The sequence below is a fragment of the Parvularcula mediterranea genome (genome assembly GCF_013085255.1).
Classification (GTDB): Bacteria; Pseudomonadota; Alphaproteobacteria; order Caulobacterales; family Parvularculaceae; genus Parvularcula; species Parvularcula mediterranea.
Map to the genome: position 1 here is coordinate 1,046,593 of NZ_JABFCX010000003.1, position 17,260 is coordinate 1,063,852.

Here is a 17,260-nt window from a genome sequence, read left to right on the forward strand (position 1 = left end):
AGAGCATGCGGATTATCCTGTTGGAACCCAACCCGATTATCGCCGAGGCACTGGTCTCGCGATGCAAGTCTTCCAAGATCGATGTGGACGTCCTGTCTTCGGCTGAAGAGCTCGAAGTCGTGGCCGGGAAGGATCTTACTCATTATGGCGGCATCCTTGTCGGCTCGGTCGAGGACCCTTGCGAGCTGATCGAAGAGCTGCACAAGGATGCAGGCGGTACGCCGATCATTCTTCTCTCGGACGTCAAGAACCCGCAGCTCGCGATCAGAGCGTTCAGCGCGGGTGCCGACGACTTCGTCGTCAAACCTTTCAATGCCGAAGAGCTGAAAGCCCGGATCCTGGCGCGTGGCCGCCGGACGCTGGGCAAGGCGTCGACCGCCTTCAAGCTCGGCAAGCTCACCATTTTCTATGATGGCCGTGACCCCGAAGTCGCTGGCCAGCGTATCAAGCTCTCCCACCGGGAGCATGCGATCTTCACCTACCTCGCCAAAAATGTTGGCCGGGTTGTCTCGAAGGAAAGCGTCTACTCGGCCGTTTACGGATCGATGGACTGCGAGCCTTTCGACAAGGTGATCGACGTTTACATCTGCAAGCTGCGCAAGAAGCTCTCGGACGCGACCGAAGGTCAGCAGTTCATCGAGACGGTCTACTGCCGCGGCTACAAGATGGACAAGCCGGAGAACACCGTCGTCCAACGCCTCGGCGGAGGTGGCCGCAAAGCCCTGCCGAAGCCGGAGAAGAAAAGCTCCGCAGCTTAAGAGCTACTGGCGGGAAGCCGCTCAAGCTCAGCTCACCAAGCTTTTGTAGCGTAGTCTTATCAAACCCGCCGTCGCCCTGACGGCGGGTTTTTTGATTCGGTGCTGCGCGCTTCGTTTCTCGATGGATCCTGAATCGAGTTCAGGATGACGATAATGGAGAGGGGGTCTCTTTCGCCTCGGCCATGCCCTCACCCGAAGCCTTTCTGGCGAAAGTCTTCGACCTCTCCCCGAGGGAGAGGTGACGCCGGAGCTCGCAAGTACCGCCTCCCTCTCCCCCCGGGAGAGGGACCGAGGGTGAGGGGTTCGGTGCGAAGCGCCAGAGCACTGGCCTAGAAGAAACCCACAGAACGAGGCTCCGCCCCCTGCCCATAACAAAAACCCGCCCCGGCTTCTTCAGCCAGGGCGGGATCCGCATGCGCAAGTTTGGGGGTGGTGGTGGGGGTGGTCTCTCGCGCGATACTCGCGGATATCTACCGGACGTAGTTGAAGAGCCTGAGCTGCAGAACTCTTCCGGTCACGGCGTAACTCGCTTCCAGTTGGTTTTCGATGTCGAGGAGACGGGTTGTCACCTCGGCACGGTCGACGCCTTCGAGGGCGACGATCTGGTTGTTGAGAAGGGCGTTCTGGGCACGGACGGCTTCTTCGGCAGCGTCCACGACGTTGAACCTGAGGCCGAGGTCAGCACGGCTGCGCTGGATGGCGGCGAGGCCCGAGGTGATACGGTCCAGCGCACCTTGGCGGCCGAAATCGTCGCCAGTCATCAGCTGGCGGTAGGCATCGTCATCGTCGATTGACTCAAGGTCCACCGAAGCGAGGATATAGGCGCCCTGGAACACATCGCGTAGACCATTGATCAGCTCGTCATTCAGCTGGGTCTCGATCGTGTTGTTCGGCAGACGGATTTCCAGGAGGCTGCCGTCGATCTCACCATTATAGATGGTGTTCTCGAAGCTGTAGGCTTGGGCCGCCGGGTCAGCACTCGCAGCGTTGGTGCCGTAGAAGACATCTTCGAACCGCTGGAGAAGCTCATCTGCTTCAGCAACTGTGGTCACGGTCGTGAGGTCGGTCGCGGCGAAGCCTGCAACGCCGGTCGTGCCGGTGGTGATGTTGTTCGCGATATCAAGCGGGGTCACACCGCCGGCGCCATTCTTTTCGATCGGCTGGAGGGCCTGCTGGTCAACGCGGGCACCGCCGAAGAGATAGCGGCCGCCGACCTGCACGTTCAGTGCTGTGACGATCCGGTCGAGAAGGCTCTCGGCGACAAGCTTTACCGAACCTGCCGAGTCCAGCGGTTCTGCTGCGTTGAGGGCCGCGACCTTCGTCAGGTCTTCAACCGCTGCTTCGGCCTCGGCAAGGGCGCCGTCCATCAGGTCGGAGCGCTGCTTGAAGATGCTGATCGAGCGCAGGTAGGCGTTGTTCTCAGTGAACTGATTGCGCACGCCCTGCAGGTTGATGAGTTCGGAGCCGATGGTCTTGGCCACGTCTTCCTTCTTTCCGGTCGCAAGTTCGTTGGTCGCGGTGGCGATTTCGCCCTCGAGACGGCGGAGTTGCGCATTACGGAGCGCGGTCTGGCCGAAGGTGGAGATCGGTTTCATCATCAGGGTCCGCCTTATGCAATCCGTGCCAGGAGTTCGTCGAACATCCGGGCAATGATGTTGATGACCTGCGCGTTCGCAGCGTAGGCCTGTTCAAGTTCAAGGAGCTTCTCGCTCTCTTCGTCGATGTTCACGCCGTTCTCGTTGTAGCGGCGGTTCTCGAGCGTATCGAAGATCGTCCGTGTCCGGTCTGCTAGGTTCTCAAGGTTCGCGCGGTCCGTCTGGATGCCGGAGGCGAGGTCCGCTGCGAAGTTCTGGAGCGTGACGTTGGACGTCAGGCCGCCATTCGGGACGAGGGGACGGGTCGAGCTCAGGCCATCGAGGAAGTCAGCAAGCTGATCCTTGAAGCCTGCAAGCTGGGCCGAGGCGGGGTTGGTGTAGGCTGCCGTCGCCGTGGCAACGCCTGCGCCGCCGGAGAAATCGACCTCTGCCGCGTCATCGCGGAAGGTAGCCACGACGCCGGTCCTGATCCGCGACAGGTCGCCGCCTGCTTCGGGATCGACGAGGTCATTGACCGCGATCCGCCCTGCAAGGCCGATAATGTCGACATCGGTCGCCGCCGGATCAACACCTGCGCCAAGGTCGGTGAAGAGGCCTGGCACGTCGACCACTGCTTCTGGTCCGCCCGTGAAGGCGCCGTAGCGGAGGGCCGCGACCTGCGCGTCGGCCTGCTGGAAGAGAACGATCGTCTCTTTGGCGAGGGCATCGATTTGCGACTGGTACTGAATAAGGTCGACGTCACGGGCGAGGAAGTTGCCTGCGATGGCGCCCGAGCGAAGAGCCTGCGGCCCGCCAAGGGGGCCTGGCTCAATGTTGAAGCCGTCGACCTGAAGGCCGGAAAGGCCCGACGGAATGCTGTCGATCCGCGTCGAGGCATCGATGACCGTGGTGCGGGTGAAGGTCAGCTCGCGCGGTTCACCATCAAGGAGGGTCACGCCTTCGGTCGTGGTGATGACAACTTCGCCCTGGTCGCGGGTGAAGGTCCGGATACCGATCTGTTCCGCGACAACGTCGATGAGGCGATCGCGCTCGTCGAGAATACCGGAAATGTCGATCGAAGGATCAGCCATGCCCTCGGCAACCTTGCGGTTGAGGTCAGCTATGCCTTCAAGGGCCGTGTTGACGGAGTTGACGCCTTCTTCGATGCGGCGGTCAGCAGCCTCACGGCCGGTTTGAACAGCGCCTTGCGCCGTACCAAGACGTTCGGTCAGCTCGCGCGCTGCGAAAAAGACCTGACGCTGAAGATCCGTACGCTCCGGAGCATCGTAAAGCTCCTGGAACGCCGTCTCCAGCTTCGTCACTGCGAAAGCGACAGAGCGCTCGTCTTCTGGGTTGCCCGAGGCGGTTGCCAGCGGGCTGAGGGCAGCTGCGCGGACATCGAAGGTGCCGAGCTTTGCAGCTTCGAGACGAACATCCCGGAGGAGGATCGAGTCGACAGGGCTCCTGACCACATCGGCCGACACGCCGGTACCGATACCGGCGGTGTTGTTGGCCGAGATGCGTGCTTCCTTCGCAACATAGCCAGGCGTCCGCGCATTGGCGATGTTGTCCGAAGCGCCCGCGACCTGCCTCTGGGTCGAGGCGAGGCCGGACTTGGCGTTGAAGAGTGCTGTGGTCAGTGACATGGTTTATCCAAGCCCCAAGGTGCGTTTATCGGCCGAGACGGGTGACTTCTTCGAGCATCTCGTCAGCAGTCTGAACGATGGTTGCGTTCGAAGAGTAGGCCCGCTGGGTTTCGATCAGCGTGGTGAGTTCTTCGGCCACATCAACGTTGGCGCCTTCAAGCGCGCCCGAGGAGATGGTGCCGGTGTTGTTGGTCCCGGCGGTGGCCACGCGAAGGTCGCCTGAGTCAGCCGAGAGGGTGAAGGCGTTGCCGTCGACCGGGTCGAGGCCTTCAGGGTTGATCACGTCAACCAGCGGGATCTGGTAGACAGGGCGGATCTCGCCATTGTCGAAGATCGCAACGAGCGTGCCGTCTTCCTGAATGTCGATCTGCTGCAGCTCACCAAGAGCCGAGCCGTCAACGTTGGTCTGCGGGGTGAAGTCGCCGCCGAACTGGGTGACGCCGTTGAGCTGGTTCTCCGCACCGAAGCCAAGCTCGATGGTCTGGCCAGCTGCGCCGGGGAGGACGATCTCGAAGGTGCCGTCAGCTTCGCTATAGTTCTGGACCGTGTAGCCAGCTGCTGCTGCAACAGGAGCGGCTGCCGGATAGTCCGGGGTTCCCGCAACTGCGCCGGCGCCACCGCCGGTGAAGTCGATGCCTGCGAGGGTCGTGACGAGGGTGCCGCCGACTGGGCCGTCATAGATCTCGACGTCCCAGACGTTCGAGCCTGCGCCGCCATTCGGGACCCAGTTGAAGGTCAGGGTCTGGGTTGCGCCAAATTCGTCAAAGTACTGAACACCGGCCTGGAAGGGGCCTGCGCTGCCAGCCGGCACGTTGCCATTGTAGAGGACCTGCGTCGTCGGACGAGCTGCACCCTGGATCGCGTTGATGTTGACGGTTTCCATCGAGTCGAAGGTGGTCAGGCTCGGTGCGCCGTTGGTGTAAGTGCCATCGGGGTTCAGAGGGAAGCCCTGAAGGAAGAAGCCGCCTGAGTTCTGGAGGTTGCCGAACTGGTCAGGACGGAAGCTGCCCGCCCGGGTGAGGGCGGCGCCGGAGCCGTCGACCTGGTTGGCGACAGCGAAGAAGCCGCGGCCTGCGATGGCGAGGTCGGTGACGGAGTCCGAAGCGAGGATGGTGCCGGCTTTCGACACTTCCGTACGGATCTGGGTGGTCACACCGCCCGCCGTGTACGAACTGTCAGAGCCCGTATTGATGACGAGGGTCGAAAACTGAGCCGTCGAGCGCTTGTAGCCGACCGTCGACGAGTTCGCGATGTTATCTGAAATCGTCGCGAGTTTCGTTGCTTGGGCCCTCAGGCCATTGACGCCGGTTTGAAGCGCACTGCCAATCGACATTGATCCGTCCTCGGTAAACTTGCCGGAGCTTTATGCTCCCATCAGTTCTGACCTAGGACAGCCCGTTTAAACCGGGATAAAATCGAGAATTGTGCCGATCTGGGACAGCAGCTTTTTACTGACCGAAGAGGAGGTCGCCCGACTGCGCAACGTTAGCGTGCACACTGACGGTGATCCGGCGGTTGCGCGGGTCTTCAGGACGAGCAGGGACGAAGAGTTCGCGCGAGCCGCGGCCTTCGACAGCCTCGATGCGGTCACCCTGGAGGCCTGCGCCTTCCATCGTCCGGCGGGCAGCATTGGCGCGCTCGGAAGAGAGCTCCCAGTTGCCGCGTTGGGACTGGTTGAAGCCCGAAGCATCCGTATGCCCAGCAATGCGAACCACGTTCGGCACGGCGCGCAGGGTTTCCCCAAGGGCCTTGAAGAGCTGCTCAGCCTGAGGCGTCAGGTTCGACTGGCCGACATTGAACATGGCGAAGGCACGGTCGTCATGGATCTGGATGTAGATCGCATCATCGCGCCGCTCGATATAGACGACGTCGTTGAGGCCCAGGGGGTCAACCCGTTGTTCGAGCGCGACTTTCAGCTTCTGCTCGAGGGCAGCAAGGCCGTCCTCGGCACCAGAATCGCCAGAGCCGACCGAGGTATCCTCGAGGGTCGAGGGACCCGTTTCGGTCATCGTCTCGAGAGCGGCGCCCATGGGGAGCTGCTCCTGGCTCTCAGCCTTATCGTTCGTCTGTACACCGCTCTCGTCATTGGCCTTGCCAGAGAGGACGCCGTCGGTCCCCGACTTGTCACGGCTGATCGAGATCGGGTTGAAATAGTCAGCCAGGAGATCGCGCTCCGCATCCGAAGCGGTGTTGGCAAGCCAGAGGATCAGGAAGAAGGCCATCATCGCGGTCGTAAAGTCCGCGTAGACCATTTTCCAAATGCCGGAATTGGCGCCGTCGTCGTTCGCAGCTTTTGCCATGGCTCGCCTCCTGGTCTCTTGTCTTAGACCGCGTCAGCGGCAGCCGAACGGATGGCCTCGGAGGTCGCTTTCTCGACAGCGTCGAAGGAAGGCTGGACCTCGTCGAACAGCACCTTGCGCGAGTATTCGATGGCGATCTGCGGCGGATAGCCATGCAGGAAGGCCACGAGACCCGACTTGATGCAGCTGTAATAGTTGACCATTTCGTCGCGGCGGGTCGCCATCAGCGAAGCCAGCGGCATAACGAGGGAGTAGGAGAGAAGAACGCCAAGGAACGTGCCGCAAAGCGCGCCGCCGATCATCTTCCCGAGGATCTCGGTTGCCTGGTTCACGTAAGCCATCGCCTTGATGATACCGAGAACGGCCGCGACGATACCGAAGGCAGGAAGCGCTTCACCCACTGCGTTGAGGGCCTGCACCGGGCGCGAGAGGTCCTTGGTGATCGTATGGATCTCTTCGTCCATCAGGCCTTCGAGTTCCTTCGGGTCCTCAGCACCAAGAGAGATGAGGCGAAGATAGTCGCAGATGAAGGCCACCGAACGCTTGCGCTGAAGGGCGCGTGGGTACTTCTGGAAGAGCGCACTCTCATAGGGGTGCTCAATATCGTTCTCGAGGCTCATCACGCCTTTGGCCTTCCCCTCACGGAAGATCGTGAAGAGGAGGGAGAGAAGCTCGATATAGTCCTCGTCCTTCAGACCTTCGCCCTTGATCGAGCTGGCAAGCGTCGAACCGGTCGAGAAAATGATGTGCTTGGGGTTCGAGATCACGAAGGCACCGATAGCCGAGCCCACAATGATAACGATTTCATAGGGCTGCCACAGGACGCCGAGCTTGCCGCCCACGCCAAGGTACCCGCCGATCACCGAGATGGTGATGATAATCAGTCCAACGCCAAACTTCATCGTGAGCTCTCATCGTTCGTTTCGGCGCCTTCAACGGATGTCTCCGGAGCCTCTTCAGACAGGTCTTGCCCTATTTGGGTTAAAGTGGCTCGTAAGCCTGCAACTTCTGCGCTAGGGTCGAGAAGAGGACGCAGATCATTTGCGTAGTAAACGGAAGGTTTCGGTGCTGACGACAATGCCTTCAATCGAGGATCGGTCACGCCATCATTGATATCGCGGTCCAGACGCTCGCCCCGGGCAAGGTAGGACGCAGTCGGATCTTTCCATGTCGGCGCGGTATCGGAGTAAGCGCGGGCAGCCTCATAAAGACCATAGGCTTCAGCCTTCCACGACCTATCAAGGATAATAGCCAGCACTTCGCGGCGGATGCCGGGGCCGAGGAGGCTCTTGAGGTCCTCGACCTCGGCCGCCTTGGCTTCGAGCTTCGCGAAAGTCTCGACATCATTGCCGATCAGGGATTGCCTTGGAATTTCAGCGAGGAAGCTGCGCGCTGCTGGCCGCTCCTCGAAATCGATCATCAGCTGCGCGCCAAGAAGAAGGGCTTCGGTGCCGCCAGCTTCGCGGATCTCCGTAGGGCTAGCGCCCTCCATCAGCGTTGCGGCGCGGGCCATGAGGCCGGCCTGTACGAGGATCTCGGAGAGCTTGAGATCGCCCATCCAGAACTCCGTCGGCTTGGCGACCATGGGGCGCACCAGCTCGTAGACGTCCATCAGGTCGCCGATCGTCGCGGGGTCCAGCCTGCGGACAAAGAGGTCTTCGGAGATCGCGCGGATGCGACGCTCCGCCTCAAGACGAATCTCTTCGGGGGCGTTCGAGCCGGCAACGCTGGCCAGAAGCCGAAGCGATTGGGGAAGCTGCTGGTCAAAATAGTAAGCGCGGGCGAGGGCCAGGGTGATGCCTGCGCCAAGATTTTCTCCGCGCCAGATGGTCACGAGCTCGCGGAGCACGGCCACGGCTTCATCGGTCTGAATATAGCCCGTCCGCCACATCAGCGCGATCTTGCGCAGCTCGGCTTCAGCGGAGAGCCGGTCAGCGCCAAGCTCGCTGGCTTCTTCATAAAGAGCGACGGCTTCGTCGGTGGAGCCGAAGCGTTCAATGACCCGGGCCTGGATCATGGCGGCTTCTGCGATTTCATGGTCGCCTTCGGCGATCGTGCGGAGTGCCGTCGCGAGGGTCAGGGCAGCGCGGCTGTCGCCTTCGGCAAGCAAGGCATCGGCGAGCTTCGCGCCATAGGCTGAGCGGGCCCAGTTGGGCAGAGCCACGAAAATGGTCACCGCAGCGGCGCGGGAACGCCTGTCGGAAGCCTCAAGGCCCGTCTCGCCGCGAGAGATCAGCATCCACATGACGGCTTCATCCATGCCCTTCGCGATCTCGTCTTCGAAGAACGCGTTGGCTTCAGGCGAGTTCTCGACCATCAGCTCAAGGAGCATGCGGAGGCGCTGGCGATCTTCGTCCATGCGCCCACCGATCCGGGGGAGGGCCTCTTCAAAGAACCCGGCGCCTGCGAGACAGGACAGGTCATCCTGGCCGGCGCGCTTGATCCGTTTGATGAAGAGATCGCCCTCTTCATAGCCGCACTGCCAGTTGACGCCGTAGGCACTTCTTTGGGCGTGCGCGCCAAGCGGCATCATGCCGATCAGCATCGCGATGGCGAAAGCCGGAATTCTCGTCAGCTTGAGCATCAGGGTTCCTCGAAATCCTGATTTAAACTGGCCCGGCTAGTTTAAACCTGCGTTTCAGGCCGAACCCGCCGTTTTCCTTCGCTTGCGAGGGGCGTGAGGGGGCGAGGCAATCAAGAGGATAAAGACCCTTGGATACCTCACTCTACGTGAATCTGTCGTATCAGAGCTCGCTGACCCGTCGGCTTGAGCTTATCGCGAACAACATTGCGAACGTAAACACGACAGCCTTCAAGGCAGAACGCGTCATGTTCGATGACGTGAACACCGGCGGCCGGGGCAAGGAGAACATCTCCTTCGTCATCGACCGTGCTTCTTATACGGACTTTCAGTCAGGCTCGATCAACCGAACGGGCAACCAGCTCGACGTGGCTGTAGTCGGCGAGGGCTGGCTCTCGGTCGAAACCGATCAGGGCACGAAGTATACCCGCGACGGCCGGATGGTCATCAATGCCGACCAGATCCTGACCAATGTCGACGGCGCGCCCGTCCTGGACAGCGGCGGCGGGCAGATCCGCGTTCCGGAGCAGGCGCGCGATGTGACCATCTCCAAGTCCGGCACCGTCTCGGTCAGCCTTGCCGGTGAGCCGCTCCCTATCGAGATCGCGCGCATTGGCATCTTCGACTTCGAGAACCCCGAACAGCTGATCCGCGAGGAATCAGGCCGCTTCACAGGTGAAGATGCCAATGTCTTCGTCTCCGAAGAGGCTGGCCTGCAGCAGTTCTCCCTTGAAGGCTCGAACATCAACCCGATCAAGGAAATCATTAAACTGATGGAATTGTCGCGGGCTTATTCATCGGTCGCGGAGTCGTCCAACGACATCCACAAGACCAAAAAAGATTCCATCGCTCGTCTGTCGAAGAACCAGTAACGACTGCACACTGAGGAGTAACCCATGCGCATTCTCGAAATCGCCGCCACCGGCATGATGGCCCAGCAGACGAATGTCGAAGTCATCTCGAACAACATCGCGAACATCAACACGACCGCCTTCAAACGTGGCCGCGCCGAGTTCTCGGACCTCATCTATCAAAGCCAGCAGCGTCAGGGCACTTTCTCCTCCGACGCCGGAACGATTGTCCCGGTCGGCGTGCAGGTTGGCCTCGGCGTGAAGCCGGCAGCCGTTGCGCGGATCACCGAGCAGGGTTCGCTCCAGCAGACCGGCAACAAGCTCGACGTCGCCATCCAAGGCCGCGGCTTCTTCGTCGTCCGCATGCCCGACGGTACCAATGGCTACACCCGCACGGGCACGTTCCAGCTGTCACCGGACGGCGCCATCGTGACGCCGGAAGGCTTTGAGCTTGATCCGGGCGTGACGCTTCCTGAGAACGTCTCGGACATCGAGATCAACCGCTCGGGCGAAGTCTTTGCCTTTACTCCGGACAATGAGGAACCTGTCCTCTCCGGCCGCCTCAACCTCGCGACCTTCATCAACGAAGCGGGCCTCGAGGCACGCGGCGACAACATGTTCACCGAGACGCTGGCATCGGGCCAGCCGTTCATCGGCCTGCCTGATGAAGAGGGCGTCGGCTCCCTCCGTCAGGGCTATGTCGAGAACTCGAACGTCAACGTCGTCGAGGAAGTGACCGACCTCATCAGCGCCCAGCGCGCCTATGAGATGAACGCCAAGGTGATCGAGACCGCCGACCAGATGTCGCAGCGCGTCGCGAACATGCGGTAGACTGATGATCAGGCTCTTCCTTGTCATCTTCGCCGCCTTCGGGTCGGCCTTCGCACAAGCTCCGCTGACGGAGCGTGTGGGCGATGCCATCCGCTCGGCCGCGCTTCTCCCCGACGCAGCCGACGTCCGGCTTCTCTCCATGACCCCCGTCCGCGGCGCCGTGGAGCAGGTGGAGATCACCAATTTCGACCGCCGCTCTGGCCGCTTCGAAGCCGTCATCGCCAATGGTCCGCGCAAGGCACAGATTTCAGGCCGCGCCGCTGTCACCCTTCCGGTGGTTGTGGCCGCGAGAAACCTTGGCCGCGATCATACGCTCGCCGCAGGTGACCTCGAGGTCCGGCACGTGCCGATCCAGCAGGTCCCATCGACCGCCTACAACGAGCCGCAGGAAGCTTTCGGCATGGCCGTTCGCAGGTCCCTCGCCGCGGGCCGTCCGGTCCGCCAGGAGGACCTCGGCCAGCCGCTCATCATTCGGAAGAACGAAGTCATCGAAATCACCTACGAGACTGCAGGCATGGTTCTTTCTGCCCGCGGCCGCTCCCTCGACGAGGGCGCGCGCGGTGATTTCATCAGGGTCGTGACCGAAGGTCAGGGCCGTACCGTCAGTGCCGAGATCGTCGCCCCCGGGCGCGTTGTCGTGCGTTAAACCTAGGAGAGACCCATGCGGAAGAATCCCATCACTCTCAGCCTTCTCGGCGCCCTTGTGCTTTCCGCCTGTGCCAGCGTGAACAACCCGCTGACCGGCCCGCACCTGTCCGATGTCGCTAACCCTGCCCAGCAGCAGGAAGCCCGCGTCGTCAGGATGCCGATGCCCATCGACCACACCCCGATGAGCTCGCCCAATTCACTTTGGGAAGCCAACAAGCGCAGCTTCTTCCGTGACCAGCGCGCCAATAATGTCGGCGATATACTCACGGTACTGATCGACATCCGTGACGAGGCCCGCCTCCGCAATACGACAAGCCGTGGCCGCGACACCGCGAACGAGCTTCAGGTCGGCCAGCTCTTCGGCATCGTCGACTATCTCCAGGACAATCTGCCTGACCGCTGGGAGCCGAACGCGAACCTCGAAGGCTCGACGGACACCCGCGGCACTGGCGAGATCAACCGGAACGAGGAGATCTCGCTCAGGATCGCAGCCGTGGTCACCGACCGGCTTCCCAACGGCAACTTCGTGATCGCGGGCCGTCAGGAAGTCCAGGTCAACAAGGAACTTCGTGAGCTGAGGATCGCAGGTGTCATCCGTCCCGAGGATATCACCGCGGACAACGCCATTCCCTACTTCAAGATCGCAGAAGCGCGCATCGCCTATGGCGGCCGCGGCACGATCTCCACGGTGCAGCAGCCTCCCTACGGCCAGCGCCTCTACGAATTCGTCGTCCCGTTCTAAGAACCTGAAGAGCGCATCATGCCCAAGCCTCTCCTTCTCCTGATCACCCTCTTCGTCTGCGCAGGCGGCGGTTTCGCCCTTGGCGAAATCAGCAAGATGTCTGCATCACAGCGTGACAAGGGGACCACGGAGGAAGCGCAGAACGTCGTCTTCGCGGCAGGCCAGTTCGTGGTGCCTCTTTTCGAAGGCGGCAAGGTGCCGTTCTTCCTCCTTGCAGAGATCAATATCGGAGTGGAAACCTATGACGAGGTCTCCCTCCTCTCGAACAACCGCCCCCACGTCCGCGCGACGGTTCTTGAGACCCTCTTCGAGCTGGAACGCCGGGGTGATATCAAGCCTGGCACCGTGAAGCCTGAGGTCATCAAGAAGGCGATCAAGGAAGACCTCGAAGCGACCTTCGATCTTGAGGGCGTCTCGGATGTCCTCGTGAACCGCCTGCTGATTCAGGAAACCGGTGGCCGCCGCCAGACGGGTTGATCCCTACCAGTAGCGCCTGAAGGCGAGGCCGATCTCCGTCGCGCCTTCGTGGCGCACCGTCAGGCCGAAGTCCGATTGCACACCTTTCCGCAGACGGATCTCTCCCTCAACATAGGGCTCGTTGGCATCGGTATCGATGATGCCCTGTTGGAAGCCTGCTTCCAGCCAGATCCCGCCATGCTTGCCGCGGAACACGGTCCCTAGGGCGGCCGTCGCGCTGAAGCTATCGGTGATCTGATCGCCCCCTTCGAGCCTCCCACCGGCAAGCCCATAGACCGCGAGCCCCGGCATCAGCTCGACCGCTTCCCCGAAGCTCGCTTCAGCATAGCCAAGAAGGCAGCTGTCGCACGTCAGATCCAGCGTCTCGACGCCAATCTGGGTACGGAACGCAAGCCCCGGCCTGTTCGGTGCGCCATCACCTGCGAGACCCAGTGAGGCGACACGTACGATCTCAAGCTGGCGGAGGTGCAGATTATCTTCGCGCAGGACGAGGCGGAGGTCAGCCATGCTGAGCTCCGCATAGGCCGCGGTCCCTTCGGTCGCCGAGAGGAAGTCGAAATAGGCAGGCCTTGCCCGTAGCTCGATCCCCTCTCCGAGTTCGTCGTTGGAGAGCACAGTCACTGACAGCATCGAGGGGGGCTGGCCCTCATGGGGCGGCACGGGCTGTGGGATGTCATCGCCAGCATCGGGCGGCAATTGGAAACGCGCCGCGAGAACTTCGGCCTTGCGCGCCTCCACGGTAGGGGCGGCCTCCTGAAAGGCGTAATAGTCCACGAGGACATTGAGAGGTGCTGCGGAAAGCTCCGCACCCTGTTCTTCCGCGACATCGCGCAGCGGTTTATCAGGCGCGCTGGTCGCGGCGTCCACCAGCCTTCGGTCTCGCCGGCCAAGGAGCCTGTAGCCGTCGCGGTAGGCTGTCTCACGAGACGGAAGCCGCCCCGCTGCGCTGATCGCCGGGCCAGCATCAGGATCCTCCGCGCCCAGAGCGTGGAATACATCAACCGGCGCAGCCCAGAACTTGTTGTGGGGGACCAAGTCGCGGTCGATGACCAGCTCAAGGAGCTCAGCAATCCGGTAGCCGCAGTTCTGAAGCAGGAAATAGTAGCGGTTCTCGGTCCGCAGAAGCTCCCAAATATGGGCGGAGAGGAGCCGGACTTCGCCGTCAGAGAGGTCGAGCCGGTACTGCCAGATATCCCTGAGCTGCTCTTCCCGGAAACGCTCATTGTGGTGATAGAAATCGAGGGTCGAGTAGGTCGACTGGTATCGCCCCGTGAGCCCCCGATAGATGTAGGGGATCATCCCGTCTTCTTCGGACTGACGGGCGCCGTAATTGATGGCGTTGTCGAGGACGTCCTGCACGTCGACATTCCCCTCGCCGGTATGAAGCCGGAGGAGGAGATGGCCGAAGGCTGACCCTGGGTTCGCGAAATAGCCAGCCACGAAGAGGACGCTGACCCCATCAAGCGATCCGTTCCCGGACCATGCGCGAAGCTCCGGACAGACAGCAAAGGGATCGGGCAGGCCGAGCTGCATCTCTCGGTCGAGAAAGAGCGCGCGGCCCGGATAGCGGCAGAGAGCGTGCCCATCTGGTTCAGGCCCCAACGGCCCGACAAGCCCGGCGAGCGTTGCATCGAGCTCGGCCTCGGGGGCGCGGCGGCCATCCTCGGCGAGGAAGAAGTCCTCGGTGATGATGTTGCTGACGTAGCGCGCGGGGAGGCGCTTCTTCTCCCAGCGTCCGAGCTTCAGCCATTGCTGATGCTGCCACAGCTCCGTGCTCGCCCAGGCGGCCGGGGACGATGCGAAGAGCATCGCGATGACAAGAAGAACCCTACCCATGCCATCGAAACTGACGGGCTGCCCGCTGGCGATCAAGAAAAAAGGGGCGCCGGAGCGCCCCTTCGATCCATTCGAAGATGGAGAGCCTTAGGCGGAAATCGCCTCAGCTGCGAAGTACAGCTTCTGGGCTTTTTCGTCGGCGCTCAGCGCGGCAAATTCCGGCTTGGCGACTTCTTCAGCCATACGCGCACGCAGCGTGGCGACGAAGACGGCTTCGTCTTCAGCTTCGAAGATCGCAGCAAGAGCGGTGAGGTTTTCACCCTGGCCCTTGGCAAGCTCGGTCTCGAGCGTCGGGTAGGTGCGCTTGATGAAAGCAGCGCCCGTGACGTTGTCGAGGCCGTTGCAGGTCTCAGGCGACGAAGCGGCCGAGGTCACGGCGGTGGTGCCGAGGTCCCAGATGATGTTCGAGATGGCTGCTGCGACTTCCAGGTTGGCGTCGGGGAAGATCATGGCGCCAATGCCGCAGTCGAGCCAAGGGTTCGGTTCGGCGCGGGTCGAAGTTTGAGCTTGAGCCGAAGCCGTCGCGACCATCGCAACAGCGGAAAGGGCGGCAACAGTTTTCATCGCCATAGGGGTGTCTCCTGATCAGTGTCTGCCCGAAATGCCGAGACACGAGACCATCCCGTGCCGCATGCATGACGCGAAGATAAGGAGCGTCGCGGCGCAGTTCATCTGCTTTTTGCTCTTGATCTTGGAAAAAATTGCGCACGCGCAATGTCAAAGAGGCGAAAGCTTCAGGTGAGGCTTTCGCTGATCAGAAGGCCAGCTGCTCGTCCGGCCTGCCGCGCTCGGCCATCAGCTCCATGATCTCATTGGCCTTGTTGGTCTGCATGCGGCTCAGAATATCGGCAGCGTTGCGCTCGCCGACCTGGTCTAGGACTTCGACCACGAACTTCGGCTCGTTCTGCTGGAGGAGGCGGGCTGCGTTCTTCGCTGTCATGTTGCCGACGACGGCGACGACCTGCTCGAGGTTTTCGTCCTGCTCGACTTCCAACTCGTCGATCAGCGCTGCGACTTCCGCGCGCAAATCTTCGAGGCGTTCGATTTCTTCAAGGGCCCGGCGGTTGGCGAGGGCGATCTCGGCCTTCTGATTCTCAAGCCTGTCCCATTCGACGGAGAGCTTTTCGCGCTCAGCGCTGATGGTGGCGAGAACTTCCGTCACCGCTGCCATGGAAGAGACACGCGCTGCGGGCAACGGAAGCTCGTCCTGGGCCAGCATGTCCTGGATCTTTTCCTGGGACTGGGCGAGGCCACGGCGGATGACAGGGGTTTCGTCCTGACCCGAACGGTATTCGGGGGAGAGAACATTGTCCGCCCAAGGGCGGTCGTGGCTGCCGAATTCGCGAACCTCTTCGGACTTGTTCGCTTCGCGGGCGGAGATTTCGTCATCATCCGCCATCGGCGCTGCAATAATAAGTGCTGGGACCGCGAGCGACGCTGTCGAAACGCCGGCCATGAGAAGAATACGGATCATAGACCCCCCAGACCGAAGCGGTCCTCTTCTTCCTCGGTGTCGAGATTGATCTCTTCAATCTGCGCAGCGATCTTCCCGCCCTTACGTCCCATCGGCCCACGGAAGAACTCAAGGTCCTCCATCATGAAGCGGACTTCTGTTTCGGCAGGCGTCTCGAAGGTCAGGGTCTGGCCCGGTTTCCAGGCGAGAATTTCCTGAAGCGTCGCCAGCTGGCTGTGCAGCACTGCGTCGAAGGAAAGCTCGGTCTTGTTGAGCGCGTCCTCGAAGTGGCGGTTCCAGCTGCGGTCGCCGCCGAACTGGTCGCCCACGAACATCTGGCTCAGATGCTCCTTCACCGGCTCCAGCGAGGAGTAGGGGAAGAGAACCTGAAGCTCGCCGCGGGCGCGGGCGATGTCGAGGCGGAAGGTCGAGCGAACACAAGCCGACGTGGTGCGTGTGATGGCCGCGAATTGCGGGTTCATCTCGAGGCGCTCGACACGGAATTCGACCTCAGCGATCTGCTCGAAAGCCTCGGCAAGGCGTTCCGCGATCAGCTTGAAGATCCGTGTCGTCAGCTGCAGCTCGATCGAGGTCGGCCGTCTTTGCGCTGCACGCTGACGGGTCTCCGGGTTCGGCTGACCGCCGAGCAGGATCTCCACCAGAGTGAACACGAGGCTTCCGTCGATCATCAGGAGGAAGCTCTGGTCCCAGGCCACGGCGCGCACGATGGCGATCACCGGGGCTTCGGGGGGCTCCTTCATGAAGTCCTGAAAGCGGTTGTAGGAGATGTCTTCCAGCTGAACCGCCACTTCCTGCGACGTCAGATGGAGGAAACTCTCCGTCAGCATCTGGACAGTCCGGTCAAAGACGATGTCCAGCATTGGTAGGCGTTCGTGAGTCACCCCGCTATTCGCGAGGCGCTCCATCACCAGCCTGGGGCTCCCTGAGCCTTTTGTCATTCGACCCTCGTCATCGGTCCATCCGGATGCGAAAAGCTTTGTCATCACTCGACCAGAAGTTCGCCGATGAGGATGTCGTCAACGGCATCCCGGCCGAGAATACGTCTAGCTCTAAATAGGCAAGCGTTACGTAAATTATAAAGCCCCATCGCTCCCTGCAATTCTCGTGAAGAAAGTTCACGAATGTACGTCTGGAGTGCGAATTCGAGCTCCGGGAGGCGCTTCCTGACCTCGGAGGCACGGTTGATCGGCGTTTTGACGGTAAATTTTGCCATCACGTATTTCGCGCCTTCCTGGCGGTCGAGCTGGTAGATGGCTTTTTCGATCTCGATCCATTCATGGGTCGGTTTGATCGATGCGTCGAGGTCGTTTTTCTCCTGACTTTCAAGGAGTTCAACGATTCCCTCTTGTCCGAGCGAGAGATACCCGCCGCCGACAAAGCCGCCGATCGCGCATAGAAATGCGAGTAACCCGAATGCCACGGGCCCCAACGAAGTGACTCGTTTCTTACTTTTTGCGGGCAATCCCGGCGTCTTGTTCAGGTTCTCTTCAGTTTCTTCCACGAATCCTTCTCCTCGGAAGGGTCGGCCTTCGGGCCACGTCA

17 protein-coding genes are annotated in these 17,260 nt (G+C 61.3%); 6 read left to right on the plus strand and 11 right to left on the minus strand.

The window, feature by feature from the left end; translation table 11 throughout:
- Window positions 1–5: 5 nt before the first annotated feature.
- On the plus strand, window positions 6–758 hold the full coding sequence (locus HK107_RS13870) for a response regulator transcription factor (RefSeq protein ID WP_173200824.1): 753 nt from the start codon (window positions 6–8) through the stop codon (window positions 756–758).
- Between the two features lie 470 nt (window positions 759–1,228).
- Here HK107_RS13870 and HK107_RS13875 read toward each other — a convergent pair whose 3' ends face one another.
- From HK107_RS13875 to HK107_RS13900, 6 genes are all read right to left on the minus strand, one after another.
- A complete protein-coding gene (locus HK107_RS13875; RefSeq protein ID WP_173200826.1) occupies window positions 1,229–2,356 on the minus strand; it encodes a flagellin in 1,128 nt (375 codons plus the stop codon).
- Between the two features lie 11 nt (window positions 2,357–2,367).
- Window positions 2,368–3,978 carry a flagellar hook-associated protein FlgK gene (gene flgK, locus HK107_RS13880; RefSeq protein ID WP_173200828.1) on the minus strand — a complete coding sequence of 537 codons (1,611 nt, stop codon included), beginning with the start codon at window positions 3,976–3,978 and terminating at the stop codon, window positions 2,368–2,370.
- A 25-nt stretch (window positions 3,979–4,003) separates the two neighbouring features.
- Complete coding sequence (locus tag HK107_RS13885) at window positions 4,004–5,311, minus strand: flagellar hook protein FlgE (RefSeq protein ID WP_173200830.1); 1,308 nt, start codon at window positions 5,309–5,311, stop codon at window positions 4,004–4,006.
- A gap of 115 nt (window positions 5,312–5,426) precedes the next feature.
- Window positions 5,427–6,278, minus strand: coding sequence for an OmpA family protein (locus tag HK107_RS13890; RefSeq protein WP_173200832.1), 852 nt, complete (start codon window positions 6,276–6,278; stop codon window positions 5,427–5,429).
- Window positions 6,279–6,301: 23 nt separating this feature from the next.
- Complete coding sequence (motA, locus tag HK107_RS13895) at window positions 6,302–7,180, minus strand: flagellar motor stator protein MotA (RefSeq protein ID WP_173200834.1); 879 nt, start codon at window positions 7,178–7,180, stop codon at window positions 6,302–6,304.
- Entirely contained in the window at window positions 7,177–8,862 is a 1,686-nt protein-coding gene (locus tag HK107_RS13900; protein WP_173200836.1) for a hypothetical protein, read from the minus strand. The genes motA and HK107_RS13900 overlap by 4 nt, the downstream gene beginning before the upstream one ends.
- Before the next feature lie 146 nt (window positions 8,863–9,008).
- Between HK107_RS13900 and flgF the strand changes: the two genes are divergently transcribed.
- Genes flgF through HK107_RS13925 form a run of 5 tightly spaced genes read left to right on the plus strand, consistent with a single transcriptional unit; the run spans window position 9,009 to window position 12,408 of the window.
- Window positions 9,009–9,731 carry a flagellar basal-body rod protein FlgF gene (flgF, locus tag HK107_RS13905; protein WP_173200838.1) on the plus strand — a complete coding sequence of 241 codons (723 nt, stop codon included), beginning with the start codon at window positions 9,009–9,011 and terminating at the stop codon, window positions 9,729–9,731.
- Window positions 9,732–9,755: 24 nt separating this feature from the next.
- A complete protein-coding gene (flgG, locus tag HK107_RS13910) occupies window positions 9,756–10,541 on the plus strand; it encodes a flagellar basal-body rod protein FlgG (protein WP_173200841.1) in 786 nt (261 codons plus the stop codon).
- 4 nt (window positions 10,542–10,545) lie between these two features.
- On the plus strand, window positions 10,546–11,187 hold the full coding sequence (flgA, locus tag HK107_RS13915; RefSeq protein WP_173200843.1) for a flagellar basal body P-ring formation chaperone FlgA: 642 nt from the start codon (window positions 10,546–10,548) through the stop codon (window positions 11,185–11,187).
- A 15-nt stretch (window positions 11,188–11,202) separates the two neighbouring features.
- Complete coding sequence (gene flgH, locus HK107_RS13920; RefSeq protein WP_173200845.1) at window positions 11,203–11,931, plus strand: flagellar basal body L-ring protein FlgH; 729 nt, start codon at window positions 11,203–11,205, stop codon at window positions 11,929–11,931.
- Window positions 11,932–11,949: 18 nt separating this feature from the next.
- Entirely contained in the window at window positions 11,950–12,408 is a 459-nt protein-coding gene (locus HK107_RS13925; protein ID WP_173200847.1) for a hypothetical protein, read from the plus strand.
- Between the two features lie 3 nt (window positions 12,409–12,411).
- On the opposite strand, the gene HK107_RS13930 is transcribed toward HK107_RS13925, so the two are convergent.
- The 5 genes from HK107_RS13930 to HK107_RS15895 all read right to left on the minus strand — a co-directional run bounded on the left by HK107_RS13930 (window position 12,412) and on the right by HK107_RS15895 (window position 17,219).
- Window positions 12,412–14,244, minus strand: a complete 1,833-nt coding sequence (locus HK107_RS13930; protein ID WP_173200849.1) for an Lnb N-terminal periplasmic domain-containing protein — start codon at window positions 14,242–14,244, stop codon at window positions 12,412–12,414.
- Between the two features lie 87 nt (window positions 14,245–14,331).
- A complete protein-coding gene (locus HK107_RS13935) occupies window positions 14,332–14,814 on the minus strand; it encodes a DUF3015 family protein (protein ID WP_198912415.1) in 483 nt (160 codons plus the stop codon).
- A gap of 184 nt (window positions 14,815–14,998) precedes the next feature.
- Window positions 14,999–15,718, minus strand: a complete 720-nt coding sequence (locus HK107_RS13940; protein ID WP_173200851.1) for a MotE family protein — start codon at window positions 15,716–15,718, stop codon at window positions 14,999–15,001.
- Window positions 15,715–16,701 carry a FliM/FliN family flagellar motor switch protein gene (locus HK107_RS13945; RefSeq protein ID WP_332871546.1) on the minus strand — a complete coding sequence of 329 codons (987 nt, stop codon included), beginning with the start codon at window positions 16,699–16,701 and terminating at the stop codon, window positions 15,715–15,717. Before HK107_RS13945 ends, HK107_RS13940 begins: the two co-directional genes overlap by 4 nt.
- Window positions 16,701–17,219 carry a flagellar basal body-associated FliL family protein gene (locus HK107_RS15895; protein ID WP_173200855.1) on the minus strand — a complete coding sequence of 173 codons (519 nt, stop codon included), beginning with the start codon at window positions 17,217–17,219 and terminating at the stop codon, window positions 16,701–16,703. The genes HK107_RS13945 and HK107_RS15895 overlap by 1 nt, the downstream gene beginning before the upstream one ends.
- Window positions 17,220–17,260 lie beyond the last annotated feature (41 nt).